The following is a 22351-nucleotide window of genomic DNA, read 5'->3' on the forward strand; positions in this document are numbered from 1 at the left end:
AGAATTGCCCCGCCACCGTGGCGCATCCCGACCGAAGAAACGCATTTGTGGCCTCGCCACGGACTTGAGAATATGGTGGAACAGACCCAGCGAGACGACGCCACCTGGCACGAGTGTGAAACGTGCGGGTTGCTTTTCGACGAACGGTCGGATGCGATCGAACACGAAAAACGGTGTGACGACAGTGATCCGTCCTACATTCAGTGATCGACGCGAAACCGATGGCTCCGGTGCGAACGAACGCCGGCCCTCATTCGCGTTCGGTCCCGTCGCGGTGATCGGCCGCAAGGGACTGGGCGCGCTCTAGGGTATGCGTCTCCGTCCAGCGGACGCGGTCTGCGTCCCCGTAGGCCAGCACCGTTTTGAGTTCGTCACGCAACACGCCGTGATCGACTGCGAGGACGGTTCCGGAGCCGTCACCGAGTTCGTAGACGCCGGGCCGATCGGGCGCACTCGCCACGGTCTCCCGATCGAGTTCCCGCCAGGGTTTCCGGAGCGCCATCAGGATCGAGACTCCTCTCGGGAGGCGTCACCGGACGAACGAGATCCTCGGGTCTCCGACGATCCTCCGCCGTCGGCACTCTCGTCGACCAGTTCGTAGGCGTGTTCGCTCATCTCGTCTTCCGCGAAAACGAAGACTCGACCGTCGACGCTCGAGTGATCCGCCTCGACCCGGATCGAGTAGGCGTCCGTCGAGACGGTGACGCCGGGAAACAGTCGCTCCTCGTCGCTGCCGTCGAGCATCACGCGACCGACGCCGGTCGTCTCGAGGATTCCATCGTGCGTATCGCGGTCGTTGACGTACGTCATGACGCCCTCGATGCCCTCGGGGTCGGTAACGAGGACGTGAACGTCCTTTCCCGGCGGGGTCGTGATCGGTCCCTCGACTGGCTTTGGCGGACCGTGGTAAAACACCTCTCGCCCGTCGAGATACTCGACGACGACGCCACCCTCGACGAAGTCGACGCCGATCGTGCTGGGTGCGACGTTGTTTCGCGCGCTCATAATCGGCGTCTTCGGCCGGGCCGGGGAAAAACGGTGTGTTCTTTCCTCGAGGAACACGCGGACGGTCCGGCGAGACCGTCAGCCGTAAATACGCCCTCTGAGAGTATTTTCGTATGGACGGCCGCGCCGTCGCCCCGGCAGCTGGAACGGTTCTCAACGCGCTCGCGACCGGAACCGGTGCAGCGTTTGCGATCGATCTCGAGACGACAGCGACCGTCGATCTCACCGACACTGGCGAGATCGTCGGTGAGATCGTCGGCCGACCCGACGCCGATACCTCACTCGTCGAGCGCTGTGTCGAACTGACGATCGAAACGCACGCCGAATCCGCTGGACTCGACGAATCCGCCGTCGGTGCAAGGGTACGCACCGAGAGCGACGTTCCGATGGCCTCCGGATTGAAAAGCTCGAGCGCCGCGGCCAACGCAACGGTGCTCGCAACGCTCGATGCGCTGGCAGTCGTCGACTCGGTGGACCGAATCGATGCGTGTCGTCTGGGTGTCCAGGCCGCTCGAGACGCTGGCGTAACCGTTACCGGCGCGTTCGACGACGCAAGCGCAAGCATGCTCGGCGGCGTAACCGTCACTGACAACGCGACGGACGACCTCCTCGTTCGCGACGAACTGGACCGGCACGCCCTGGTGTATACTCCCCCCGAACAGTCTTACAGCGCTGACGCCGACGTTTCGGCCTGTGAACGGATCGCGCCGGTGGCAGAACTCGTCGAAGAACTCGTCCTCGAACAGCGGTACGGCGAGGCGATGACCGTCAACGGCTTTGCGTTCTGTGGCGCGCTCGAGTTTTCGACGGGGCCGATGATCGACGCGCTTCCCGACGCGGCCGGCGTCTCGCTGTCGGGAACCGGGCCGAGCTACGTCGCCGTCGGGGACCGAGATACGCTTGCGGACGTCGAAACGCGCTGGACCGAACGCGACGGAACGGTCCGGCTGTTACAAACGCGAACGGATGGAACACGAACGATATGACTCGAGATACTGAGACGACCGAAAATCAGATCGGAGATCGGACGACGGACGACATGGCACTCGACGAGCTTCGCGAGGAGATCGAGACGATCGATCGGGAGATCGTCGAGCTGATCGCCCAGCGAACGTACGTCGCGGATACGATCGCACAGGTCAAAGAAGAAGAAGGGCTACCGACGACCGACGAGAGTCAAGAACAGCAGGTGATGGACCGAGCCGGTTCGAACGCCGAACAGTTCGATGTCGATGCGAACCTCGTGAAGGCGATTTTCCGGCTTCTGATCGAGCTGAATAAGGTTGAGCAAAGGAATACTAGATAACACTAAGCGGGTTTCTGAGAGCGTGTGACGCGTAGTCCGGACTCAGAAATCTTCTGGTTGTTGTTCAGTTGGTTCGTATCGAAGGGTATGAGCTGTGGACCGATCATCGGAACCAGCGGACACGACACGTGCGAATGGAACGATTATCAACGACCCAGTTCATCAATCGCGGTGAGTAACTGTTGAAGACCCGATGCACGAAGTGCTGGTGCGTTCGTTTTGAGTTCGTCCCGTGACCAAAAGCGAGCAGCAGCTGCATCATCATCCGCTTGAAGCGTACCTTCTGCCGCGACCTTGGATGCAGCGTAATTGAACGAAACCATTGTGAGACCGTTGCCAGCATCCAGAAATCCGTCTCCAATGAGCGTCAGGTCAGTCGGTGAAACTGAGAGGCCTGTTTCTTCCCCCAGCTCACGCGCTGCACCTTCACGAGGTGATTCATCGTATTCGAGATATCCACCTGCAAGGAACCATTCTCCAATGTCTAAACCTCTTCCGCGTTCAATCAATAACGCACTGTCTCCGTCAATTACTGTCGCTCGCGCCATTGGACCTGGATTTCGGTGAACAGTAAGGACACATTCACGACAATATGGAATTGATTCCTCAGCCCTTACTCTGGTAGTGATAGGGATTATCGTAGCCAACCGCAGGGTTTGACGCCCGTCCGTCGACGCTGTGTCTCGGTACGTTGAGGGAGAAACTATGAACTCCTACGATAATCCCTATGAGTGCGCATCCACACAGTGGACAATTCGTGATGTGATCTGTTTCAATCGTCCATGCCATGATGGTAATTCATACCAATAGTTCTTCTGCTAACACCACTCAGTTCGCCGTTCCTCTATACTGATCACAGCAGATACGTCAGTCCAATCCGAGACTCAGTTTCAACGCTTCGTCCACTGCCTCCATCGTTTCTGTGTCGAGGCCTCCAAGTACCGAGTGAATCCGCTTTTCAATGGAAACGGCACGAATCTGGTCGAGACGAACAGACGAATCCTTCTCGAAGGGCGACTCTGCTGCTTCGACGAGAACCTCGAATGGATAGCCTCGATACGTCCCTGTCGCAGGGGCAACGATAGTCGTACTGGCATTTTTGTTCCCAACGTCGTTTTGGACGACTACTGCAGGACGAGTTTTCTTCATCTCGTGGCCTTCTGCAGGATCAAGTCGAACGATAACGACGTCACCGCGACGAACCTTCGTATCCTCGCTCATTTATCCAGCTCGCTCCACGCGTCGTCCGACGCGTCGTCCCACTCTTCTGCAAGTTCTTCTGCACTCTCAGACGCCTCGCGGTAGGCGGCTGCCAGTTCGTCTTCGTCGGGATGGTCGGATTCGACCTCAACGACTGCGACGGTTACGCGCTTGTTCGCGTACTTCGTCCCGAGATAGATTCGACCACGGTCGTCAGTTTCGTTGGTCTGGAGGTCTCGCACATCGACTTTCGTCATGTTCCCAACTAGATGCTACTACTGAATAAGTTTTGCCCACTATTACCCACGACAAATATTTTCTGTGACTCGTACCATGGATTTCATCTACCTGAACAAGGTCGAGCAAAGAAGCAATAGATGAGCACTGAACGGATTTCTAAGCGCGTTTGCCTACCTGATTAGCGTTCCGGATTTTCCGGTTGCTGATCAGTTGGTTCGCGTCGAATGGGTTGTGTAACGGACCGATCACCAGAACCAGCGGACACTACACGTGCGAATGTAGTGTGAGGAGTCGTGGTACCGCGACCCTCGGAAGAGTTATCCCTCATCCAACCCTCCGTTTATTTGTAATGGCAAACGGTAAGGTTGATTTCTTCAACGACACTGGCGGCTACGGTTTCATTTCGACTGATGACGGCGACCTCGACGACGACGAAGACGTTTTCTTCCACATGGAGGATGTCGGCGGCGAAGACCTCACGGAAGGTACTGAGGTCGAGTTCGACATCGAGTCCTCGCCCAAGGGACCTCGTGCGACGAACGTCGTCCGGCAGTAACACTGAGGCATAATTGTCGTTCACAGCGACAGACAATAATTTCGATTTTTTAGAAGGTTGCGCGTCCGAGCTGACGCTATCTGTACACTCTGGACTGGCCGAAGCAGATACGTCAATCGAGTCCGAAACTCAGTTTCAACGCTTCGTCCACCGTCTCTCTATCGAGGCGGATCGACGAACTTTTTTCGAACGACGGCTCCCCCGCTTCGACGAGAATCTCAAGTGGATAGCCCCGAGATGTCTCCGTCGAAGGTGCAACGATAGTTGTACTGGCGTTTTTGTTCCCAGCGTCGCCGCATAAGGTCGTGCAGAGCGGTGCTCGGTAACAACTGAGTGTAGTCCTGCGTCATTCGTCCGTCGGTTCTATGGCCACTCGTGCTAAGTTGAGTCGTCTCCAGATGCTCCTCTCGCTCTGTCGCTCATCGGGATCTCGTTCTCAAGGAGTTCTATAATGTGTTCAGCAGTGACCGCCGACGAATCGATACTCCCCGCGGCACCAGCTTCGAGCAACTCGTCGGTGTCGTCAGGTTGATTGGTGCGGACAAGAAGCGGCGTATCGACGTCGACATCCACTATCGCGTCCGTGCGATCTCGGTCGGGATACAGGGAAACGATAAGCGCGGCGTTCTCTGCCTGAGCACGCTCCCATACGTCGTCGTTCGAGACTGCACCGTAGATGTAGTTGTACGACTTGGTCGTGTCGGTGATCGACTCGCGGTCGTCGCCGACGAACACCAGTGTTCGATCGATCCGTTCGTCTCGAAGCCCACCTGAGCCGTATCTGCTCCCGGCGATGATCACGTGGTCGGTGAGTTTTGCTTCGTCGGAAATGTTCGTGGTGATCGTTTCACCGGCTCGGTCGAAGAACTTCTTTTTTCGAAGTGTCCGTTCGATCTGTCCGGCACGGGACGAGGTGAAGGCGGCTGCGATCATCGTCACGACAGCAGCGAGAACGATCGCGTTGAACACGGCACGGTCGATGGCCTCAGCACCGAGGGCTTCGATAGCTATGAACAGGCTAAACACGCTGACGTGGTCGAGTGAAAGTCCGGTCGACACCGCCGTTCGACCGTCGTATTCACGGGCCAAGAGCAACACCGCGACGAGCAGCGGATTGATAACCAAGATCGCAAGGACGAGCACGAGTGTCAAACCAAGCGATTCGACCGTCGGAACCGTGAGCAACGCGCCGAGCGTGATGAAAAAGATCGGGGCGAAGAAGTCCTCGAGGTCTTCGATCGTGTCCGTGAGAGTCAACGATTGTGGGTACTCGTCGACCACGGCGATACCGGCCGCGAACGCGCCGACGACGATCGACAGTCCGACCGCTTCTGCGATCGCCATCGCACCGATCGCGAACGTGATCGCCACCAACATCAACAACTCAGCGTCGTCGTTGATCGGTGAGATCATCCGGACGAACAGTGCGTACCGAACGACAAGCGCCAGTGCGAACAACCCAACCGCGGCGACGGCGGGTTCCCACGACGGCGTCGATACGTAGACCACGGCACTGAGTACGATGATGGCGATTATTCCCAGTATATCCTCAACAAAGTGGATCGAACGCGCTAGCTGCTCGCTGGCCGAGGACGCTCTACTCGAGTCCTGCAGGTAACTGGTTGCGATCAACGACGAACTCAGTCCAGCCGCGATCCCGAGAAACGCTGCGTTCTCGAGATCGAGCCCCAGGCCGACACCCGCCGCGAATCCAAGGAAACCGACGATCGATACCTGAACGATGCCGATGATAGTACTCGTTCGTCCCTGCGATCTGACGGTCCCTATGTTCACGTTCACGCCGAAGACGAATACGATGAAGGCGATACCCCACTGGGCGAGTTCGAGCAGTTGCGTTTCGTCGATGACGAGCCCCGCGAGGATCCCAGCGACGATATAAAACGGCGTTATCGGAAAGGAACGTTGAGTAACGACAATCAAAACGGCCGCTGCGATCACAAAGATCGCCGTTATCGCGAACAGGGTATCATACATCGAAATCGCCCTCTCGAGAGCGCGTGCCAGCTTCGTTTTTCCATCGTATCACGTCGTTTTTCTCCCCGATCGTCCCCTCGTCATCCACTCCGGCGAGGATCGTTGACACCGCGTCCTCGAGTAACTGCTGTTCACGAATCACGTGGCTAGCGCCGGTCTGCTCGAGTTCGTTCGCGTCGGCTTCGTCGTTTGCCAGTACGATGACGTCTGCGTTGCCGGCATCTTCGATCAGTCGACGATTGATATCCGTTCGGTCGAGGGTGCTGAGAACGAGAGCCGCCTCACGTACGTTCGCGTCCTTTCTGATCTCGCCGTGACGGGAATCGCCGAAAATGAATTCGAGATCTTTTCGCCGTAGTGTCTCGATGCGTTCCCGCTGATCTTCGACAAAGACGACGTCTTCGAACCGATTCTCGAGCGTTTCAGTGAGTCGCCCGGTCACGCCGTCGTACCCAACGATAACGGCGTGATTCTCGTAGGTGAGCGGATCGAACTCGATCGGATCGTCGTGTTCGAATCGCTCGAGGTACGGCCGAACACGCTCGTAGATCTCACGGTTGTAGATCACGTAGTACGTCGAAATCGGCATGGTGATCAGGGCCATGAGACTCAAGAAACCAAGAATTGCCTCAGCAACGAATCCTTCGTTGACGGCGAGGGCCCCAAGCACGATCGAAAACTCGCTAACCTGTAGCATAGAAATCGTTCCGAGGAACGACGTTTCCATATCAAATTTCTGGCTGTAAAAGAGTCCAAAGACGATGAAGAAATTGATTGTGAGGAGTGCGAAGGAGGCGATCACCGCTTCCTGCCAGTAAACCAGCAACTGTCCTCGTTCCATCTGGAGTGCGATACTGGCAAAGAAAACCGCGATGAATAGATCGGTTACCGGCCGCATCTGCTCTTTGAGCTCCGTACTGTAAGGCAGGTTCGCGAGCGCGAGTCCGGCGATGAACGCGCCAAGCTCAACCGACAGATCAAGCACTTCAGCGGCGTAAATGAAGACGAACGCCCACGCGATGCCGACGGTAAACAGTGCGCTCTTGTTTGTGGCACTGGCTCGCAAAAGCGTAGGAAGCACGTACTTGCTCGCTAAGTACGCGCCGACGCCCATGACGATCATCAGGACGATGACTCGAGAGATGCTAAATGCGATCTGCTCGGCGCTATCGACGGTTCCAACGGCCAGAATTGCGAGCGCGAAAACCAGATAGATGTCCTGAAAGATGAGCACGCCGATATCGACCCTCCCGTAGAGGGATTTGAGTTCGTCTTTGTCGCTGAGCACCTTGACGATAATCGGCGTTGCGCCGAACGTGGTCGCCAGTGCGAGTATGAGCGATTGATAGAGCGTAAAGCCAAGCAACAACGCGAGCGTCGTCGATGCGACCGCCTGTAAAATTGCTTGCCCGACTGCGATTTTGCCGACGGGCCGCATGATCTCTTTGATGTCCTCGAAACTCATCTTGATTCCGAGCAAGAACAGGAGGAATCCCAGCCCCAACTCGGCGATGACCTCGATTAAACCCGACTCCCCAGTGATGAGACCGAGTCCGATCGGGCCGATAACGACGCCGGTAAGTACGTATGCGACGATCGTCGGCTGCTTTGTCAACCGAGCCACGTAGCCGAGAATCGCAGCCGAAGCGAGAAGCAACGCGAAATCCGCCGAGACTGCAATCTCCTCAAGAGGCACAGTGGTCGATTTCAGATGTCGAGATACAAGTATATTCTGACAAGATCGGTGAATAGTTCCTATCGGAACCCTTCCGACCGTTGTTCAGGGAAAGCTTCCTGCTTCGTCGAACGCATCAGCAACCCGTTGGATCGCGACGACGTAAGCGGCAGTTCGCGGATTCTCGAGGTCGTACTCCTCGATCGTTTCGACGAGGGCGTCGAAGGCGTCGACGACGATGTCTTCGAGTTCGTCGTTGACCGTCTCTTCGGTCCAGTAGAAGCGCTGGCGGTTCTGGACCCACTCGAAGTACGAGACGGTCACACCGCCGGCGTTGGCGAGAATATCCGGGATGACGAAAACGTCCTCACCTTCGAGAATTGCGTCGGCTTCGGGCGTCAACGGACCGTTTGCGGCCTCGGAGATGACGTCGGCCGTTACGTCCGTCGCGAGGTCGCCGTCGATCGCGTTCTCGAGGGCCGCAGGGATGAGCAAGTCGACGTCGAGCGTGAGGACGTCCTCGTTGGTGATCTCCTCGTCGGCGTTCGGGTAGCCGACGACGCTTCCGGTCTCGTTTTTGTGCTCTTTCGCATTGACGGGATCGAACCCATCCGGATTGTAGATACCGCCGCTCGAGTCGCTCGCAGCGACGACGGTTGCCCCCATCTCGTCGATCAGCTTTGCGGCGATCCAGCCGGCATTTCCGTACCCCTGGACGGCGACGGTCGCGCCCTCGAGGTCTTTGCCGAGGTAGTCGAACGCTTCGCGGGCGGCGATAACCGTGGATCGGCCGGTGGCTTCGACGCGTCCTTCGCTTCCGCCGCTTGCGAGGTTTTTCCCGGTGATGACGCCGGGCTCAGTGGTGTTTTCGAGGGTTTCGTAGGTGTCTTTGATCCAGTTCATTTCCCGCTGGCCCGTGTTAACGTCGGGTGCGGGAACGTCGCGGTCTTCACCGATCATGGGCCGCAGTTCGGTTGCGAACGCGCGAGTGAGTCGCTCGAGTTCGCTCTCAGAGTATTCGGCCGGATCGACGATGATTCCTCCTTTTCCGCCGCCGAGCGGAATGTCGACGATCGCGGTCTTGTAGGTCATCCAGCCGGAAAGCGCCTTGACTTCGTCGCGCGATACCTGCGGGTGATAGCGGATACCACCTTTGTAGGGGCCACGATCACCGTTGAACTGTGACCGAAACGCCGTGAACCGTTCCAGTGAGCCGTCGTCGAGTTCGACCGTCAGATTGGTCTCGAGCACTCGTTCCGGATGCTTCAGACGCTCGATGACGTCGTCGTTGACGTCGAGGTACGTCGACGCCTCGTCGATCTGTGACTGCAGACTTTCGAACGGATTCGTGGTACTGGACATTACGAGACGGTTTCGGGGAAACTAAAATAAGCGTGACGAATGCCCATGATACACATAATCTAATAATATAAGGTATTTTAATGTGGTTGTATTTCTTCTAGATGGTAACTTCACTCGTCGATCTCGCCACCTCGAGAGACGCAGTGACGGCGACGAATTCGTTCGGCGCGAGCGATCAGCGGCGCGTCGATCATCTCTCCATCGAGTTCGAACACTCCCCGTCCCTCTCTATCCGCGTGGCGTTTGGCCTCGAGAACGGCAGTAGCCCACTCGAGTTCGTCGTCGTTGGGTGTAAACGACTCGTTGATCGGTTCGATCTGTGCGGGATGGATGGCGAGTTTTCCGTCGTAGCCGAGGGTGATCGCAAACTCGGTCTCCTCGCGAAGCCGCTCCTCGGCTTCGAAGTCGGGAACGAGCGTATCGATCGCGTCGCAGCCGTGTACACTCGCGGCGATGACGACGCGTTCGCGTGCGTAAAGGACCTCTGTTCCGTCGTCCGTTCGTCGCGCGCCGATATCCGCGGCGAGATCTTCGGCACCGAACACCAGCGCGTCGGTGGCGGGAACCGAAGCGATCTCAGGCGCAGCCAGGACACCACGTGCAGTTTCGATCAGCGCGAAAACCGGGCACGACTCGCCGTACGACTCGAGGGCGTCGACCAGCTCCCGAACGTCGTCCGGAGAACCCGCTTTCGGACACATCACGCTATCGAGACTGACGTCGGCGTCCTCCGAGCCGAACACGGCGTCTATATCCGCTTCGAACTCGTCGCGTTCCGCATTGGTCCTGAGACAGATCTCCGGCTTCGGGTCGAAGTCGGAGTCAGCGAGGACGGTTCGAACGTTCTCCCGTGCGGTGGACGTTCGATCGGGCGAGACGGCGTCCTCGAGATCGAAGACGACGACGTCGGCGCTCGAGTTGGCCGCCTTCCGAAGCATCTCCGGCCGATCGCCGGGTGTAAAGAGCACGCTTCTGCGGACCATACCGGAGACTGCGGGGAGGAGGGTCCTGAAAGTACGGGCTGCTGCCCAGATGCTGCGAGCGGACGATCACGGGTGGCCGTCCACCCACACCCGGCGTGACAGCAGATTTTTATCGCCACTGTTCGATTCCGAACCTATGTCCGGACGATACTACGAGGAGTTCACCGTCGGTGAAACGATCGAACACGGTCGACGGCGAACCATCTCCGAAAGCGACAACCAGCGCTTTTGTGATCTGACCATGAATCAACAGCCGTTGCATCTGGACCGGGAGTTCGCACGGGAGTCGGCGTTCGGTGAGCGGGTGGTCAACGGCCTCTATACGATGTCGCTCGCGGTCGGCATCGCGATCCCGGAGACGACCGACGGAACGATCGTCGCGAACCTCTCTTACGACGAGGTCTCCCATCCGAACCCGGTCGTTCACGGCGATACGATTCGCGTCACCTCGACCGTCACCGAAAAGCGCGAAACGAGCGACGGCGAACGCGGCATCGTCACCATGCACCTCAAGGTATTCACCCAGAACGACGACCTGGTCTGTGAGTTCGATCGAACCGTGCTCTCGCTGAAACGCGAACACGAGGAGAGATCCTAATGGCCGAGTCGACTCCGGGATCGACCGACGGAACCGGACGGTCGGGTCCGACCAACGCAGACGCCGGCACGGACCCGAACGACCGGGACCTCGAGTGGCTTTCGCTCGACGACGGAGAGGAGATCGTCTGGGCGGATGGGCCCGACAGGAGAACGCTCGTTCCGGCGTTCGTCATCGGCGTCCCGCTGGCGATCGTCCTGATCGGTATCCTCATCATCGTGGGCGAGTACCTCCGCGTGACAAACACGCACTACGTCGTCACGGATCGCGCCCTCTATCGAAAAAGCGGCGTCCTCTCGCGGGACGTAAAGCGAATCGATCACGAAAAGATTCAGGACATCTCCTACTCCCAGTCGGCGCTCGGAACCGTCTTCGACTACGGGACGGTGGAGGTCAGCACCGCCGGTGGATCGGGCGTCGAGATGGCGTTCAAATCCGTTCCGGAGCCCAAAGCCGTCCAGCAGCTCATCAGCGAGCTGATCGACCGCGACCACCGCGAAAAGACCGACGACCGGTCGAAGGACGACGTTCTCGAGGAGATCCTCGCGGAATTGCGATCGATCCGGACGACGCTCGAGGAGCCAGATCATGACTGACCGCAGCCGGTCGAACAACGGGCGACAACCGGTCTCCGGAACGGGACCGAGCCACGACCTCCAGCCATCCACCGAGGCCCACGGATCGCTCGAGTGGCTGGCGCTTATCCGAGAGGGGGGTAGCGCACCGGGCGAAACGATCGTTTGGCGTGATGGTCCGCGAATGCAGACGGCGTATCCGTGGGGTGCACTCGCCCTCGTGGGCGTCCTTGTTCCCCTCGTAACGATCGCGCTCGATATCTTTTCTGCGCTCGCACTCGTCTGGGCACCGGTCGTCTCGATTCCGGCGGTGTGGGGGGTCCTCCGGATCGCTCGGACGGAGTACGTCCTCACGAGCCGGCGGGTCGCCATCAGGCGTGGCGTCCTCGGTATCAGCGTCGAGACGGTGGACCTCGAACGCGTCCAGAACACGACCCTCACACAGCATTCGGTCGCCCGTATCGTCGGCTACGGAACCGTCACGATCGAAGCCGCGAGCGGCGAGACGTTCACGCTCCGCAACGTCGAAAAGCCGGATGCCGTTCGGAATCGGCTCGAGGCCCAGCGTGAACTCGGCCGTTCGACCGACGTTCCGGGAGCGATAGAGCAGTGGGAGGCGGTGCTCGAAGAGATTCGTGGCTTGCGTCGTACGATCGATCCGTCGACGTAACGCTGCTCCGGGCGACCGATCTCGATTCCGTCGGAAGCTGACCAGATTCAATCGTCGGCCGATCCGTTCATATAACCATGGAGATCATGTAGACGTTGATGCAGACGGCGACGGTCCACGGGACCGCGAGTCCGGCGGGAACGATCGGCCGGTACTCTCGAGGAAGCAGAGATCGACAGAACAGCGCGACGCCGACGGCGAGACCTTTGAGAACGATCATTCCCACCAGCCCGTAGCCCTCGATCGCGCCGCGAGCGACCGGGTTCGACTCGGCCAATCCGAGATGGAGGCCGACGAACGTCGTCACGATGTCACCGACGAGCGAGAGCGCAACGAACACCCAGAGCAGTCGCTCGAGTTCGGCAGGCGTGGCGGTTACTGGTATTCGGGGGTGTGAGTAAACCCCGTCTGAACTCATAGGCTCCCCGCCGGAGTCGAACCGACCGTGGGGCCACCGGGAGCGTGCGGAGACCGCACGCGTCGGTTCCAGTACGGTCGGTATTGTTATGCAAACCGTAGCGAATAGAAATCGGTCCATAGCGTCGGTCAACCGAGTCGTAGAGACGGGTATCCTGTAACAACCATCGACCGACGGCTGGCGGTAATCGTCACCGGTGTGTCCCGACAGTCGTGACTGGTGGCGATTGCGATCGATCCCAGGGCGGGTCGACGTCAAATCGCCTTCAAAGAACCGTGCCGTGTTTTTTGTCGGGAAGCGATTTCTCGACGTCCTCGTAGAACGCGAACCGAGCGGCCAGTTCCTCTCGAAGGGAACTCGGCGGAACGATCTCGTCTATGACGACCTCGCTCGCCATCCGATGAACGTCGATGTCCTCGCGGTACTCCTCCCGGAGTTCGCGCTCCCGGCGATTTCGCTCCTCCGGATCGTCGATCTCCGAGAGCTTTCGTGCATAGACCGCGTTGATCGCGGCCTCGGGGCCCATGATCGCGATCTCGCCTGACGGAAGTCCGATGACGCTCTCGGGATCGTATGCGGGACCACCCATCGCGTAAATTCCCGCGCCGTAGGCCTTGCGAACGACGACCGTCTGTTTCGGCACCGTCGCCGACGAGGTCGCGTAGATCATCTTCTTTCCCTTCTCGAGGATTCCGTTCTTTTCCACCTGCGATCCGGCCATGAACCCGGGCGTGTCACACAGGTACAGTAGCGGGATGTTGAACGCATCCGACGTCCATACGAACTCGCCCGCCTTCTCGGCGGCGTCCGGAAAGATCGCACCCGCGCGGTGGGCGGGCTGATTGGCGACGATTCCGATCGGGCGACCGTCGATGCGAGCGTACGCCGTGATGATCTCCTCACCGTACTCCGGCCGGAGTTCGAGAACCGATCCCGCGTCGACCACGCGATCGATCACGTCCCGCATGTCGTAGCCTTTGTTCGGATGCGGTGGAACGACGGCATCGATCCCCGCGGGCCGATCGTCCGGTGGCATCGACTCCCGTTGTGGCGGCTTCTCGTCCGCGTTATCCGGGAGGTACGCGATCAACCTGGCGACGAGTTCGCGGGCGTGTTCTTCGTCCTTCGCGACGAGATCCGCGGAGCCGGACTCGCGCGCGTGAACCGCCGGTCCGCCGAGTTTCTCGAGGTCGATGTCCTCGCCGGTAACCATGCGGACCATCCTGGGTGAGGCGATCGCCATCGCGGACATTCCCTCGACCATCACCGTGAAATCAGCGAACACCGGGGTGTACGCCGCACCGGCGATACACGGACCGTAGAGGACGCAAATCTGCGGGACCCGCCCCGAGAGCATCGAGTGATTGTAGTAGTACTTTCCGATCCCCTCGCGGTTGGCGAAGAAGCCGGTCTGGCGATCGATTCGCCCGCCCGAGGAGTCCATCAGATACAAGACAGGACGGCCGGTTTTCAGCGCCCGCTGTTGCATCCGGAGAAACTTCTCGACCCCTCTGGCGGCCATACTCCCACGCTTGACCGTGTAATCGTTCGCCATGAAGTGAACGTCCCGTCCCTCGAAGGTCGCCCCGCCCGTGATGAGACCGTCCGCTGGCAGCCGGTCGTCGGTCTCTTCGCCCGCACCGTCCGGATGCCAGTCGTCGAAGGCGGCGAATTTCCCGTCCTCGAAGAGGAACTCGTCGTTCTCACCGCCGAACCACAACTCGAGGCGATCCCGGACGAAGAGCTTGTCTTCCTCGGAGAGCTGCGCTCTGTATCGTTCGGGCCCGCCCTCGAGAATGTCTTCGATCTCATCGACGAGTCGCCGCTCCCGATCGGTCGGCTCGAATCTCTCGCGATCCGCGTTCTCGCTTTCCTCACCGGTTGCTGTCGGCGGCGCTGCCGACGATTCGCGCTCGCTCGCGGAGACGGCGGTCGGTTCGTCGTCGTCACCGAGGTACACCTCGACCGTCTCCTCGAGGTGTTCCGCCAGGGCAGCGGCGATCACCGATGCCTCCTCGTCCGTCGCCGTCGCCGTGATACGAACGTGCATACCTATTCGTGTGTGGAGATCGATAAAAAATCCAGCGTGCCTCCCCTTTTCGAACTGATCGTTCGATTCCCCGTCGAAGAGAGCCGTCCGCACCGAGACGGACACCGCGTCGACCTCACCGTGGGGCGAGGACCGGAGGGGTGTCAACGCGGCGGTGCGGACGAGTAGAGAGTGGATCGCTGTCCCCGTGGTCACCATCACGGAGACAACCGTTCTGATCGGGCTGGAGGGACGTACGTTCGCGTTCAGTCGTTCACGTGTTATTTATACTTACAGTATCACGCGGCGAAACGAGCCGCTCGAAGTGGATGTCCGCTCGTCGATGGCCGTGAGAACTATTGTTCGACGCCGACAACGATTGCATCGGTTATCGAACAGCGTCGCTCGTCTTTGGGACACAGTAGAGGCGCGGGCTGCGACGAGCGTCGGGGGAACGAAACGCGCGCCGGAGCCGAGATGAGGGGGATAACCGTAACACTTCAAAAAGGGGGAGTAGGAAAGACCACGGTCGCGATCAACCTGGCAGAACGACTCGCGACTCGAGACAACGACGTGCTTCTCGTCGACGTGGATCCACAGGGAAGCGCCACGGAGGGCGTCGGATGCGGGGACGCCTACACCGCAGAGAGGTCTCTCAGGCACGTCCTTGAGCGAACCGATCCGCTCGATCCGGGCGCGCTCTGTCGGCCGGTGGCGGGCGATACCCGGTTCGATCTCCTTCCGTCGAACGCGGAACTGCAGCACGTGAGTCGCCGGATTTACGGCGATGACAGCGGTGAGCTGTTGTTTTACCGGCGAATCGTCAAGCCACTCGCAGACGAGTACGACTGGGTCGTCTTCGATGCGCCGCCGACGATCGGACCGCTTTCGAACGCCGCGTTGATCGCGACGCGACAGGTTGTTCTCCCGCTTCAGCTATCCAAACCGAGTGCGGATGCGCTGATCCGAACCGTCACGAACCAGTTGTTTTCGCTCAACGACCGCCTCTCCGATCCGATCGATATCCTCTCGATCGTTCCGAACCGGGTCAAAGGCGATAACGAGGAGAAACGCGTCCTCGAGGCGATCGAGGACAGCCAGTTCGAGCCGTATCTCCCGTCGTTTTCCCGCTCGGATCGCCTGGAAACATCACCTGGGCCCGGTATCCGAGAACGGATCGCGTTCCGTCGCGCGTACCGGGACGGCGTCCCGCTGTCGACGTACGATCCGAACGCGGACATGCTCGAGCGATTCGAGACGCTCGCGGCCATCGTCGAGAACCGATCGACCGAGTCGGTGTGAAGTACGAGCTATCCGTCTCCGTGGAACCGTCGACACCACTCCGTTCGAGGGATCGCAGCCCACTTACGGCCACCCCGAGAACGGGCGATCATGCAGATCAAAGACCGGGAGCGGATCGAGGGTGGACGCGAACGGGTCACGGTCGTCCCTGAGAGCGTCGACGACCTCTGGCACTTGCAGTACGTCCTCGAGCCCGGCGATCGCGTCGCGGGCGATACGACCCGACGGATTCAGCGCAACGACGAACAGATGCGCGATACCGGTGGCGAACGCGAACACATGTGGGTCGCAATCGCCGTCGACGACGTCGAGTTTCACAAATTCGCAAATCGGCTGCGCGTCGGGGGAGAAATCGTCGCGTGCTCGCGAGAAGATCAACTCGACTTTCACCACACGCTGAACGTCGAAGAACGCGACGAGCTCTCGATCGAGAAACAGTTCAAGCCGGATCAGGAGGCACGCCTCGAGGAAGCCGAGGAGGCGACCGAGAATCCGGACGTCGCTATCGCCACGGTCGAGGAGGGGCAGGCACACGTCCACACCGTCGCCCAGTACGGGACCGAAGAACGGGCGACGATCACCGGGCCGACAGGGAAAGGTGAGTACGCCCGCGAGCGCTCGGAGCTATTCAGCGAGCTCGGTGACGTCCTCAAACGGATGGACGTCGACGCGATCATCCTCGCCGGTCCCGGATTCACGAAACAGGACGCCAGGAAGTACCTCGAGAACAACGAGCCGGAGGTGGCGGCGCTCTTGACGATGGTCGACACGGCGAGCGTCGGTGACCGCGGCGTTCACGAGGTGCTCAAACGCGGTGCCGTTGCTGACGTCCAGCAGGAAACGCGAATCGAGAGCGAGGCCGAGTACATCGACGAGCTCACCAGGCGCATAGCGGAGGGCGCAAAGGCGGCCTACGGCCCCGAACAGGTCGAACAGGCCGCAGAGTTCGGTGCGATAGAACGCCTGCTCGTTCTGGACGACCGACTCCGCAAGGAACGCGGTCCCGACGGCGAGTGGAGCGTCGACGTCGACGAAATCGTCAGAACGACCGAACAGAAAGGCGGCGAGGTAACCGTCTTCTCGAGCGAGTTTCCACCCGGCCAGCAGCTCTCGAACCTCGGCGGAGTCGCGGCGCTGTTGCGCTACCGACTCGAATGAGTTCGTTGATTCCGTGGTCTGGGCTGCTCTGGGCGCTCGCGGTACTGACGTACGGTTTCGGTGACTTCCTCACGACGATTCGAGGGCTACAGCGCGATGGCATCGAAGAGCGACAGTCCGGGGCGCGGATCGTCCTGGGCGAACCGCCCTCCATGTGGCGGTTCGGTCTCTTCAAGGGGCTTCTTTTGACCGTCTTTTTCGTCGGCTACGTCCTGCTCGAGGGATATCGGTTCAGGATCGCGATTCCCGCTGGGATCGCCGTGATCGGATCGTACGCCGTCTTGAACAACGGACGGGTGCTTCTCGACGGGTCGGACTGATTCGACGACGGGATCGACCAGTACGGTGGTGGAGGGAAAGACTCGCCTGCGTTGGCATCTGTCTCTCACTGAGACGGATATTACACCCACCTGTCATCTTACGGGAACGGTACTGGGAAGTCTCCAATCGAACCCTTGTTTCGACAGTCACTGACGTTCACCATCGCGCTCAATGAGTATCGGCTCCCACTCGGAGGAATAGATACATTAATTGGAGGACTGATACGTTATTCGTAGTGTTGCATGGCGAACAGAGATGATGTCACGAGAGAGTTAGCGAGATGTACGGAATGTGGATCGGTGTATGCAGCGCGACAGTGGCCGGGCGGTACTATCCAGCCCATCGGAGCGGGCAACTGCGATTGTGGATCTACGAACTTCGTTCTCGTCACCGACGCCGGTGAGGACCCCTCCACAGGGGGAGTCAACGCGGAGTAGTCAGTAGATCAGCTCGTCGTCGTTTTCGACCATGTACAGCGTTCGTGCGGCGATATTGACCGCGTGATCCCCGACGCGCTCAAGATCCCGAATCGTCAACAGAAGCCGCGACACGTCCTGTAGGATCAACTCGACTTCGTCGGGAGAGTCGAGTTCGCGCTCGATCAGGTCGCGAACGACGATGCTGCTGGCTCGCTCTGCAAAGTTGTCGACGTCGTCGTCGTCGACTGCGAGCCTCCGGCACGCGTCGACGTCCTCGCGTTCGTACGCACTCATCGCCTCGGACACCATCTCGAGTGTCATCTCGCCCATCGCCTGAACGTCGACGTCCGGAAAGAGGTCCCGCTCCGCTTCGAGCGTGTACTCTCCGAGGTTGACCGCGAGATCACCGATCCGCTCTAAATCGGTGATGATCTTGAACGACGCGGCGATGAACCGAAGATCGCTCGCGACGGGTTGCTGGAGTGCGAGTAGATCGATACAGTCCTGCTCCAGATCGAGGTACATCCGGTTGATTTCGCCGTCGCCGGTGATGACCTCGTTGGCCAGATCGTCGTCCTTTTGCTCGAGAGCGTCGAGTCCCATGCGGAGTCGCTCGAGGACGACTTCGCTCATGTAGAGGATGTCCTCGCGTAGCTCCGCGAGTTTGTCCTGATACGATTGTCGAGCCATAGTTCAGCCACCCGTGCGTGCGGGGATATAGTTTTTGCACCCCGCTGTCTGAAACGGAACCTTGTACCCCGGCGTATGAATCAGAACCGGGAGTTCGACCCACCTATCCGAAGTTTTCGATCAGCGCGTCGTCGGCGTCACCGCCGGCCCCATCGATCACGTCGGCAACGAACGTGACGAAGTCGTCGAACCCGAACGCGTAGAGCCGTCCCTCCTCGAGATGCGCCTCGAGTGCATCCGCTAGATCCCCGTCCGCGTCTTCTTCGAGAACGAGTACCGACGCCCCATCGTCTGCAAGCGCCTCGAGGCGGTCGAGGTGTGCTGGCTCGTCGTCCTGATAAATGACGACGGCGGCGTGGCTGGCCTCTCGAGCGGCTTCTGCGATCGAAATCGCGGGGCCAACGCCCGGTCCTCCCGCCACGGCGACGACGTCTTCGTCGCGTTCGTAGGTGATCGTCCCGAACGGACCCTCGAGGTGAACCGTCTCGCCACCATCGAGGTCGGCAAGCCACGGCGAGAGATCGCCGTCCGGGTCGATTCCGACCGTGATCTCGAAGCTGTCGGTCACCGACGGCGACGACAGCGTGTAGTGTCGACTGATCTCTTCACCCGTGGGTGCGGCCCGGAGCAACACGAACTGACCGGGCGCGGCCGCGAACTCCTCGGGCGTCTCGAGTTCGATTGCGATCGTATCCGGGCCGACGTCCGCTACTGACTCGACGGTGACTGGCGTCCCCTCCATATCAGCGGGTTTGTGGCCGGACTGAAAAGGGGTTTCGTTCCCGGCGACGGTTCCACTGAACGGGCGATTCGACGACGGGCGCTTCGACCGGGCCGATACGGTGCTCTCTCGAACCGTTATCGTTCGATCGATGATCCGGGGTCGTCGGCGAGTGCGTGGAATCGGGGCGATCGAACAGGGAGTCGCCTACGAACCGCTATCCTCTTTGTGATTTCTGTTCGAAGATGAGTGTATTTTGGTCGAAGCGGAGAGGTGGAACCTCTCGCTCGGTATCTCGAGTTACGGTATACGGTTCATAACTATAAACCAAACTCACATTCAGTTGGAAACCAGTTAGCTAGCACGACGGTATCTCGATTGGGGTTTCAGAAGCCTTTTCATTTACTGGGGGCAAGTTCGCCATAACATGGCTGAGGATCTCAACTGGGCGATCGGAGGCGAAGCCGGAGACGGTATCGACTCCACTGGAAAGATTTTCGCTCAGGCACTTTCCCGGGCCGGACGGCACGTATTCACCTCGAAAGATTTCGCCTCACGAATCCGCGGTGGATACACCGCCTACAAGATTCGTACTTCCGTCGACGACGTTCAAAGCGTTGTCGACAGGCTCGATATTCTGGTCGCACTCACCCAGCGGACGATCGACGAAAACCTGGACGAACTCCACGAAGGAAGCGCAGTCATCTACGACGGCGAACGGTCCTGGGAGGCCGACGTCCCGGACGAGGTGACTGCCGTCGACGTTCCGCTCAAGTCGCTTGCCGAAGACGCGGGCGGTGCGATCATGCGAAACGTCGTCGCCCTCGGTGCCGCGTGTGAAATCACCGGTTTCGACGTCGGATATCTGGACGAGTCGCTCGAGAAGCGATTCGGCGGCAAAGGCTCGAAGATCGTCGAGAACAACAAGGATGCGGCCCGACTGGGCCAGGAGTACGTCCAGGAGAACTACGATCTCTCGCATCTGGGCTACGACCTCGAGACGACGGACAACGATTACGTCCTGTTGAACGGCGACGAGGCGATCGGAATGGGCGCACTTGCGGCCGGCTGTCGCTTCTACGCCGGGTATCCGATCACGCCTGCGACGAACGTCATGGAGTACCTGACGGGACGGATCGAGGAGTACGGCGGGCACGTCGTTCAGGCGGAAGACGAACTCTCCGCGATCAATATGGCCCTGGGCGGGGCTCGAGCGGGTGCACGCTCGATGACGGCGACTTCCGGGCCGGGTATCGACCTGATGACCGAAACGTTCGGACTCGTTGCTACCAGCGAGACGCCGCTCGTTATCGTCGACGTCATGCGCTCCGGTCCCTCGACCGGGATGCCGACGAAACAGGAGCAGGGTGACCTGAACATGACGCTCTACGGCGGTCACGGCGAGATTCCACGCTTCGTCGTCGCACCGACGACGATCGCTGAGTGTTTCTGGAAGACCGTCGAGGCGTTCAACTACGCCGAGAAGTATCAGACGCCGGTGTACGTCGTCTCGGACCTCGCGCTTGCAGTAACCGAACAGACGTTCCCACCGGAAGCCTTCGATATGGACGAGGTCGAAATCGACCGCGGGAAGCTCGTCGACGAAGACGAGGTTGACGAGTGGCTCGACGCGCAGGATCGGTTCCGCGCTCACGCCGTCACCGACGACGGAATCAGCCCGCGTGCGATTCCCGGGACGACCGACGGCGCACACATGTCCACCGGCCTCGAGCACGACGAACTCGGCCGTCGAACCGAGGACGAGGGCGAACGCGTCAGACAGGTCGACAAGCGAAACCGCAAGGTCGAAACGGCCAAAAACGAGGAGAACTGGGACTACCGCGAGTTCGGAGATCCGGACGCGGACAACCTCGTCATCTCGTGGGGGTCGAACGAGGGTGCGCTGGTCGAAGCGCTCGACTACCTAGAGGAGGACGGCATCGACGTGCGCGTGATCTCGGTTCCGTACATCTTCCCGCGACCGGATCTCACCGGTGAGATCGAGGCGGCCGACGAGACGATCGTCGTCGAGTGTAACGCGACCGGCCAGTTCGCAGACGTGATCGAACACGACGTCCTTACCCGCGTGAAACGCATCAACAAGTATACCGGCGTCCGCTTCAAAGCGGACGAACTCGCGACAGAGATTACCGACAAACTCTCCGAAGAGGTGCCAGCACAATGAGCTCCGACGTCAGATTCACCGACTTCAAGTCCGACAAACAGCCGACCTGGTGTCCCGGATGCGGCGATTTCGGGACGATGAACGGGATGATGAAAGGCCTCGCTGAAACCGGCAACGATCCCGACAATACGTTCGTCGTCGCCGGCATCGGCTGTTCCGGGAAGATCGGGACCTACATGCACAGCTACGCCCTTCACGGGGTCCACGGCCGCGCGCTTCCCGTCGGAACCGGCGTCAAGATGGCCCGACCCGATCTCGAGGTTATGGTCGCCGGTGGTGACGGTGACGGTTACTCGATCGGTGCCGGTCATTTCGTCCACGCCGTTCGACGGAACGTCGATATGACGTACGTGGTCATGGACAACCGGATTTACGGCCTGACGAAAGGACAGGCGTCCCCGACCTCGCGCTCGGACTTCGAGACGTCGACGACTCCCGAGGGGCCGAAGCAACCTCCGGTCAATCCGCTCGCGCTTGCACTCGCATCGGGTGCGTCGTTCATCGCACAGTCGTTCAGCTCCGACGCGCTTCGTCACCAGGAGATTATTCAGGAGGCCATCGAGCACGACGGGTTCGGCTTCGTCAACGTCTTCAGTCCGTGCGTGACGTTCAACGATGTCGACACCTACGACTACTTCCGCGACAGCCTCGCAGACCTCGAGGAAGAAGGTCACGATCCGACGGACTACGAGGCCGCAAAGGAGGTCATCCTCGACGGTGAAAAGGAGTATCAGGGAGTCATGTATCAGGACGAAAACTCCGTTCCGTACCACGAACAACACGGCGTCACCGAGGACATGTCCGACATTCCGGACGGCGCACCCGAGGACGCGATGGACCTCGTTCGCGAGTTCTACTGAAACCCCTCGATCTGGCGACTGTTTTTCGTTCGACTACCTCTCGAGTCACCACCGTCATACGAGACCGAATACCTGTGGTCGAG

26 protein-coding genes and 1 pseudogene are annotated in these 22351 nt (G+C 59.7%); 13 read left to right on the forward strand and 14 right to left on the reverse strand.

The window, feature by feature from the left end; translation table 11 throughout:
• Nucleotides 1-72 precede the first annotated feature (72 nt).
• Nucleotides 73-207: a DUF7128 family protein gene (locus EA462_RS17730; protein ID WP_279387008.1), complete on the forward strand. Its 135-nt coding sequence runs from the start codon at nucleotides 73-75 to the stop codon at nucleotides 205-207.
• 43 nt (nucleotides 208-250) lie between these two features.
• Here the strand turns inward: EA462_RS17730 and EA462_RS08265 are convergent, their stop codons facing one another.
• Nucleotides 251-502 carry a DUF7508 domain-containing protein gene (locus EA462_RS08265; protein ID WP_124178097.1) on the reverse strand — a complete coding sequence of 84 codons (252 nt, stop codon included), beginning with the start codon at nucleotides 500-502 and terminating at the stop codon, nucleotides 251-253.
• Nucleotides 502-1005, reverse strand: coding sequence for a DUF5796 family protein (locus EA462_RS08270; RefSeq protein ID WP_124178098.1), 504 nt, complete (start codon nucleotides 1003-1005; stop codon nucleotides 502-504). Before EA462_RS08270 ends, EA462_RS08265 begins: the two co-directional genes overlap by 1 nt.
• Before the next feature lie 113 nt (nucleotides 1006-1118).
• Between EA462_RS08270 and EA462_RS08275 the strand changes: the two genes are divergently transcribed.
• Together EA462_RS08275 and EA462_RS08280 are read left to right on the forward strand one after the other, a co-directional pair.
• A complete protein-coding gene (locus EA462_RS08275; RefSeq protein WP_124178099.1) occupies nucleotides 1119-1991 on the forward strand; it encodes a shikimate kinase in 873 nt (290 codons plus the stop codon).
• Nucleotides 1988-2311: a chorismate mutase gene (locus EA462_RS08280; RefSeq protein ID WP_124178100.1), complete on the forward strand. Its 324-nt coding sequence runs from the start codon at nucleotides 1988-1990 to the stop codon at nucleotides 2309-2311. The genes EA462_RS08275 and EA462_RS08280 overlap by 4 nt, the downstream gene beginning before the upstream one ends.
• A gap of 146 nt (nucleotides 2312-2457) precedes the next feature.
• Here the strand turns inward: EA462_RS08280 and EA462_RS08285 are convergent, their stop codons facing one another.
• The 3 genes from EA462_RS08285 to EA462_RS08295 all read right to left on the reverse strand — a co-directional run bounded on the left by EA462_RS08285 (nucleotide 2458) and on the right by EA462_RS08295 (nucleotide 3768).
• Entirely contained in the window at nucleotides 2458-2859 is a 402-nt protein-coding gene (locus EA462_RS08285) for an NUDIX hydrolase (protein ID WP_124178101.1), read from the reverse strand.
• Between the two features lie 319 nt (nucleotides 2860-3178).
• Nucleotides 3179-3532 carry a type II toxin-antitoxin system PemK/MazF family toxin gene (locus EA462_RS08290; RefSeq protein WP_124178102.1) on the reverse strand — a complete coding sequence of 118 codons (354 nt, stop codon included), beginning with the start codon at nucleotides 3530-3532 and terminating at the stop codon, nucleotides 3179-3181.
• The gene (locus tag EA462_RS08295; protein ID WP_124178103.1) at nucleotides 3529-3768 is read right to left on the reverse strand and encodes a hypothetical protein; all 240 of its coding nucleotides are present in this window, start codon (nucleotides 3766-3768) and stop codon (nucleotides 3529-3531) included. The genes EA462_RS08290 and EA462_RS08295 overlap by 4 nt, the downstream gene beginning before the upstream one ends.
• Nucleotides 3769-4100: 332 nt before the next feature.
• Here EA462_RS08295 and EA462_RS08300 point away from each other — a divergent pair, with 332 nt between their 5' ends.
• Nucleotides 4101-4307 carry a cold-shock protein gene (locus tag EA462_RS08300; RefSeq protein ID WP_076581923.1) on the forward strand — a complete coding sequence of 69 codons (207 nt, stop codon included), beginning with the start codon at nucleotides 4101-4103 and terminating at the stop codon, nucleotides 4305-4307.
• 112 nt (nucleotides 4308-4419) lie between these two features.
• Here EA462_RS08300 and EA462_RS17805 read toward each other — a convergent pair.
• The 5 genes and pseudogenes from EA462_RS17805 to EA462_RS08325 all read right to left on the reverse strand — a co-directional run.
• A pseudogene (locus EA462_RS17805) lies at nucleotides 4420-4599 on the reverse strand (type II toxin-antitoxin system PemK/MazF family toxin); the annotation flags it as partial.
• Between the two features lie 86 nt (nucleotides 4600-4685).
• Nucleotides 4686-6302: a cation:proton antiporter domain-containing protein gene (locus EA462_RS08310; RefSeq protein WP_124178104.1), complete on the reverse strand. Its 1617-nt coding sequence runs from the start codon at nucleotides 6300-6302 to the stop codon at nucleotides 4686-4688.
• Entirely contained in the window at nucleotides 6295-7998 is a 1704-nt protein-coding gene (locus EA462_RS08315) for a cation:proton antiporter (protein ID WP_124178105.1), read from the reverse strand. The genes EA462_RS08310 and EA462_RS08315 overlap by 8 nt, the downstream gene beginning before the upstream one ends.
• An 84-nt stretch (nucleotides 7999-8082) precedes the next feature.
• Nucleotides 8083-9339 carry a Glu/Leu/Phe/Val family dehydrogenase gene (locus EA462_RS08320; RefSeq protein ID WP_124178106.1) on the reverse strand — a complete coding sequence of 419 codons (1257 nt, stop codon included), beginning with the start codon at nucleotides 9337-9339 and terminating at the stop codon, nucleotides 8083-8085.
• A 110-nt stretch (nucleotides 9340-9449) separates the two neighbouring features.
• Complete coding sequence (locus tag EA462_RS08325; RefSeq protein ID WP_124178107.1) at nucleotides 9450-10322, reverse strand: HpcH/HpaI aldolase/citrate lyase family protein; 873 nt, start codon at nucleotides 10320-10322, stop codon at nucleotides 9450-9452.
• A 136-nt stretch (nucleotides 10323-10458) separates the two neighbouring features.
• Between EA462_RS08325 and EA462_RS08330 the strand changes: the two genes are divergently transcribed.
• Genes EA462_RS08330 through EA462_RS08340 form a run of 3 tightly spaced genes read left to right on the forward strand, consistent with a single transcriptional unit; the run spans nucleotide 10459 to nucleotide 12165 of the window.
• Nucleotides 10459-10920, forward strand: a complete 462-nt coding sequence (locus EA462_RS08330) for a MaoC family dehydratase (RefSeq protein WP_124178108.1) — start codon at nucleotides 10459-10461, stop codon at nucleotides 10918-10920.
• A complete protein-coding gene (locus tag EA462_RS08335; RefSeq protein ID WP_124178109.1) occupies nucleotides 10920-11516 on the forward strand; it encodes a PH domain-containing protein in 597 nt (198 codons plus the stop codon). The genes EA462_RS08330 and EA462_RS08335 overlap by 1 nt, the downstream gene beginning before the upstream one ends.
• Nucleotides 11509-12165, forward strand: a complete 657-nt coding sequence (locus EA462_RS08340; protein WP_124178110.1) for a PH domain-containing protein — start codon at nucleotides 11509-11511, stop codon at nucleotides 12163-12165. The genes EA462_RS08335 and EA462_RS08340 overlap by 8 nt, the downstream gene beginning before the upstream one ends.
• Nucleotides 12166-12232: 67 nt before the next feature.
• Here EA462_RS08340 and EA462_RS08345 read toward each other — a convergent pair whose 3' ends face one another.
• Together EA462_RS08345 and EA462_RS08350 are read right to left on the reverse strand one after the other, a co-directional pair.
• Nucleotides 12233-12583, reverse strand: coding sequence for a DUF5658 family protein (locus EA462_RS08345; protein ID WP_124178111.1), 351 nt, complete (start codon nucleotides 12581-12583; stop codon nucleotides 12233-12235).
• 265 nt (nucleotides 12584-12848) lie between these two features.
• Entirely contained in the window at nucleotides 12849-14633 is a 1785-nt protein-coding gene (locus EA462_RS08350; RefSeq protein ID WP_124178112.1) for an acyl-CoA carboxylase subunit beta, read from the reverse strand.
• A 36-nt stretch (nucleotides 14634-14669) separates the two neighbouring features.
• On the opposite strand from EA462_RS08350, the gene EA462_RS17735 reads away from it, so the two are divergent.
• The 4 genes from EA462_RS17735 to EA462_RS08365 all read left to right on the forward strand — a co-directional run bounded on the left by EA462_RS17735 (nucleotide 14670) and on the right by EA462_RS08365 (nucleotide 17392).
• Nucleotides 14670-14801, forward strand: coding sequence for a hypothetical protein (locus EA462_RS17735; protein ID WP_279387009.1), 132 nt, complete (start codon nucleotides 14670-14672; stop codon nucleotides 14799-14801).
• Between the two features lie 222 nt (nucleotides 14802-15023).
• The gene (locus tag EA462_RS08355) at nucleotides 15024-15914 is read left to right on the forward strand and encodes a ParA family protein (protein WP_341538901.1); all 891 of its coding nucleotides are present in this window, start codon (nucleotides 15024-15026) and stop codon (nucleotides 15912-15914) included.
• Between the two features lie 90 nt (nucleotides 15915-16004).
• A complete protein-coding gene (locus tag EA462_RS08360; protein ID WP_124178114.1) occupies nucleotides 16005-17072 on the forward strand; it encodes an mRNA surveillance protein pelota in 1068 nt (355 codons plus the stop codon).
• Nucleotides 17069-17392: a hypothetical protein gene (locus EA462_RS08365; protein ID WP_124178115.1), complete on the forward strand. Its 324-nt coding sequence runs from the start codon at nucleotides 17069-17071 to the stop codon at nucleotides 17390-17392. Before EA462_RS08360 ends, EA462_RS08365 begins: the two co-directional genes overlap by 4 nt.
• Nucleotides 17393-17830: 438 nt before the next feature.
• Here the strand turns inward: EA462_RS08365 and phoU are convergent, their stop codons facing one another.
• Together phoU and EA462_RS08380 are read right to left on the reverse strand one after the other, a co-directional pair.
• Nucleotides 17831-18502: a phosphate signaling complex protein PhoU gene (gene phoU / locus EA462_RS08375; RefSeq protein ID WP_124178117.1), complete on the reverse strand. Its 672-nt coding sequence runs from the start codon at nucleotides 18500-18502 to the stop codon at nucleotides 17831-17833.
• A 103-nt stretch (nucleotides 18503-18605) separates the two neighbouring features.
• Nucleotides 18606-19244: an FAD-dependent oxidoreductase gene (locus EA462_RS08380; protein ID WP_124178118.1), complete on the reverse strand. Its 639-nt coding sequence runs from the start codon at nucleotides 19242-19244 to the stop codon at nucleotides 18606-18608.
• Nucleotides 19245-19650: 406 nt separating this feature from the next.
• On the opposite strand from EA462_RS08380, the gene EA462_RS08385 reads away from it, so the two are divergent.
• Both EA462_RS08385 and EA462_RS08390 read left to right on the forward strand, forming a co-directional pair.
• A complete protein-coding gene (locus tag EA462_RS08385) occupies nucleotides 19651-21408 on the forward strand; it encodes a 2-oxoacid:acceptor oxidoreductase subunit alpha (protein WP_124178119.1) in 1758 nt (585 codons plus the stop codon).
• Nucleotides 21405-22268: a 2-oxoacid:ferredoxin oxidoreductase subunit beta gene (locus EA462_RS08390; protein ID WP_124178120.1), complete on the forward strand. Its 864-nt coding sequence runs from the start codon at nucleotides 21405-21407 to the stop codon at nucleotides 22266-22268. Before EA462_RS08385 ends, EA462_RS08390 begins: the two co-directional genes overlap by 4 nt.
• Nucleotides 22269-22351 lie beyond the last annotated feature (83 nt).

Origin of the sequence: Natrarchaeobius halalkaliphilus (assembly GCF_003841485.1) — an archaeon.
Taxonomy (GTDB): domain Archaea; phylum Halobacteriota; class Halobacteria; order Halobacteriales; family Natrialbaceae; genus Natrarchaeobius; species Natrarchaeobius halalkaliphilus.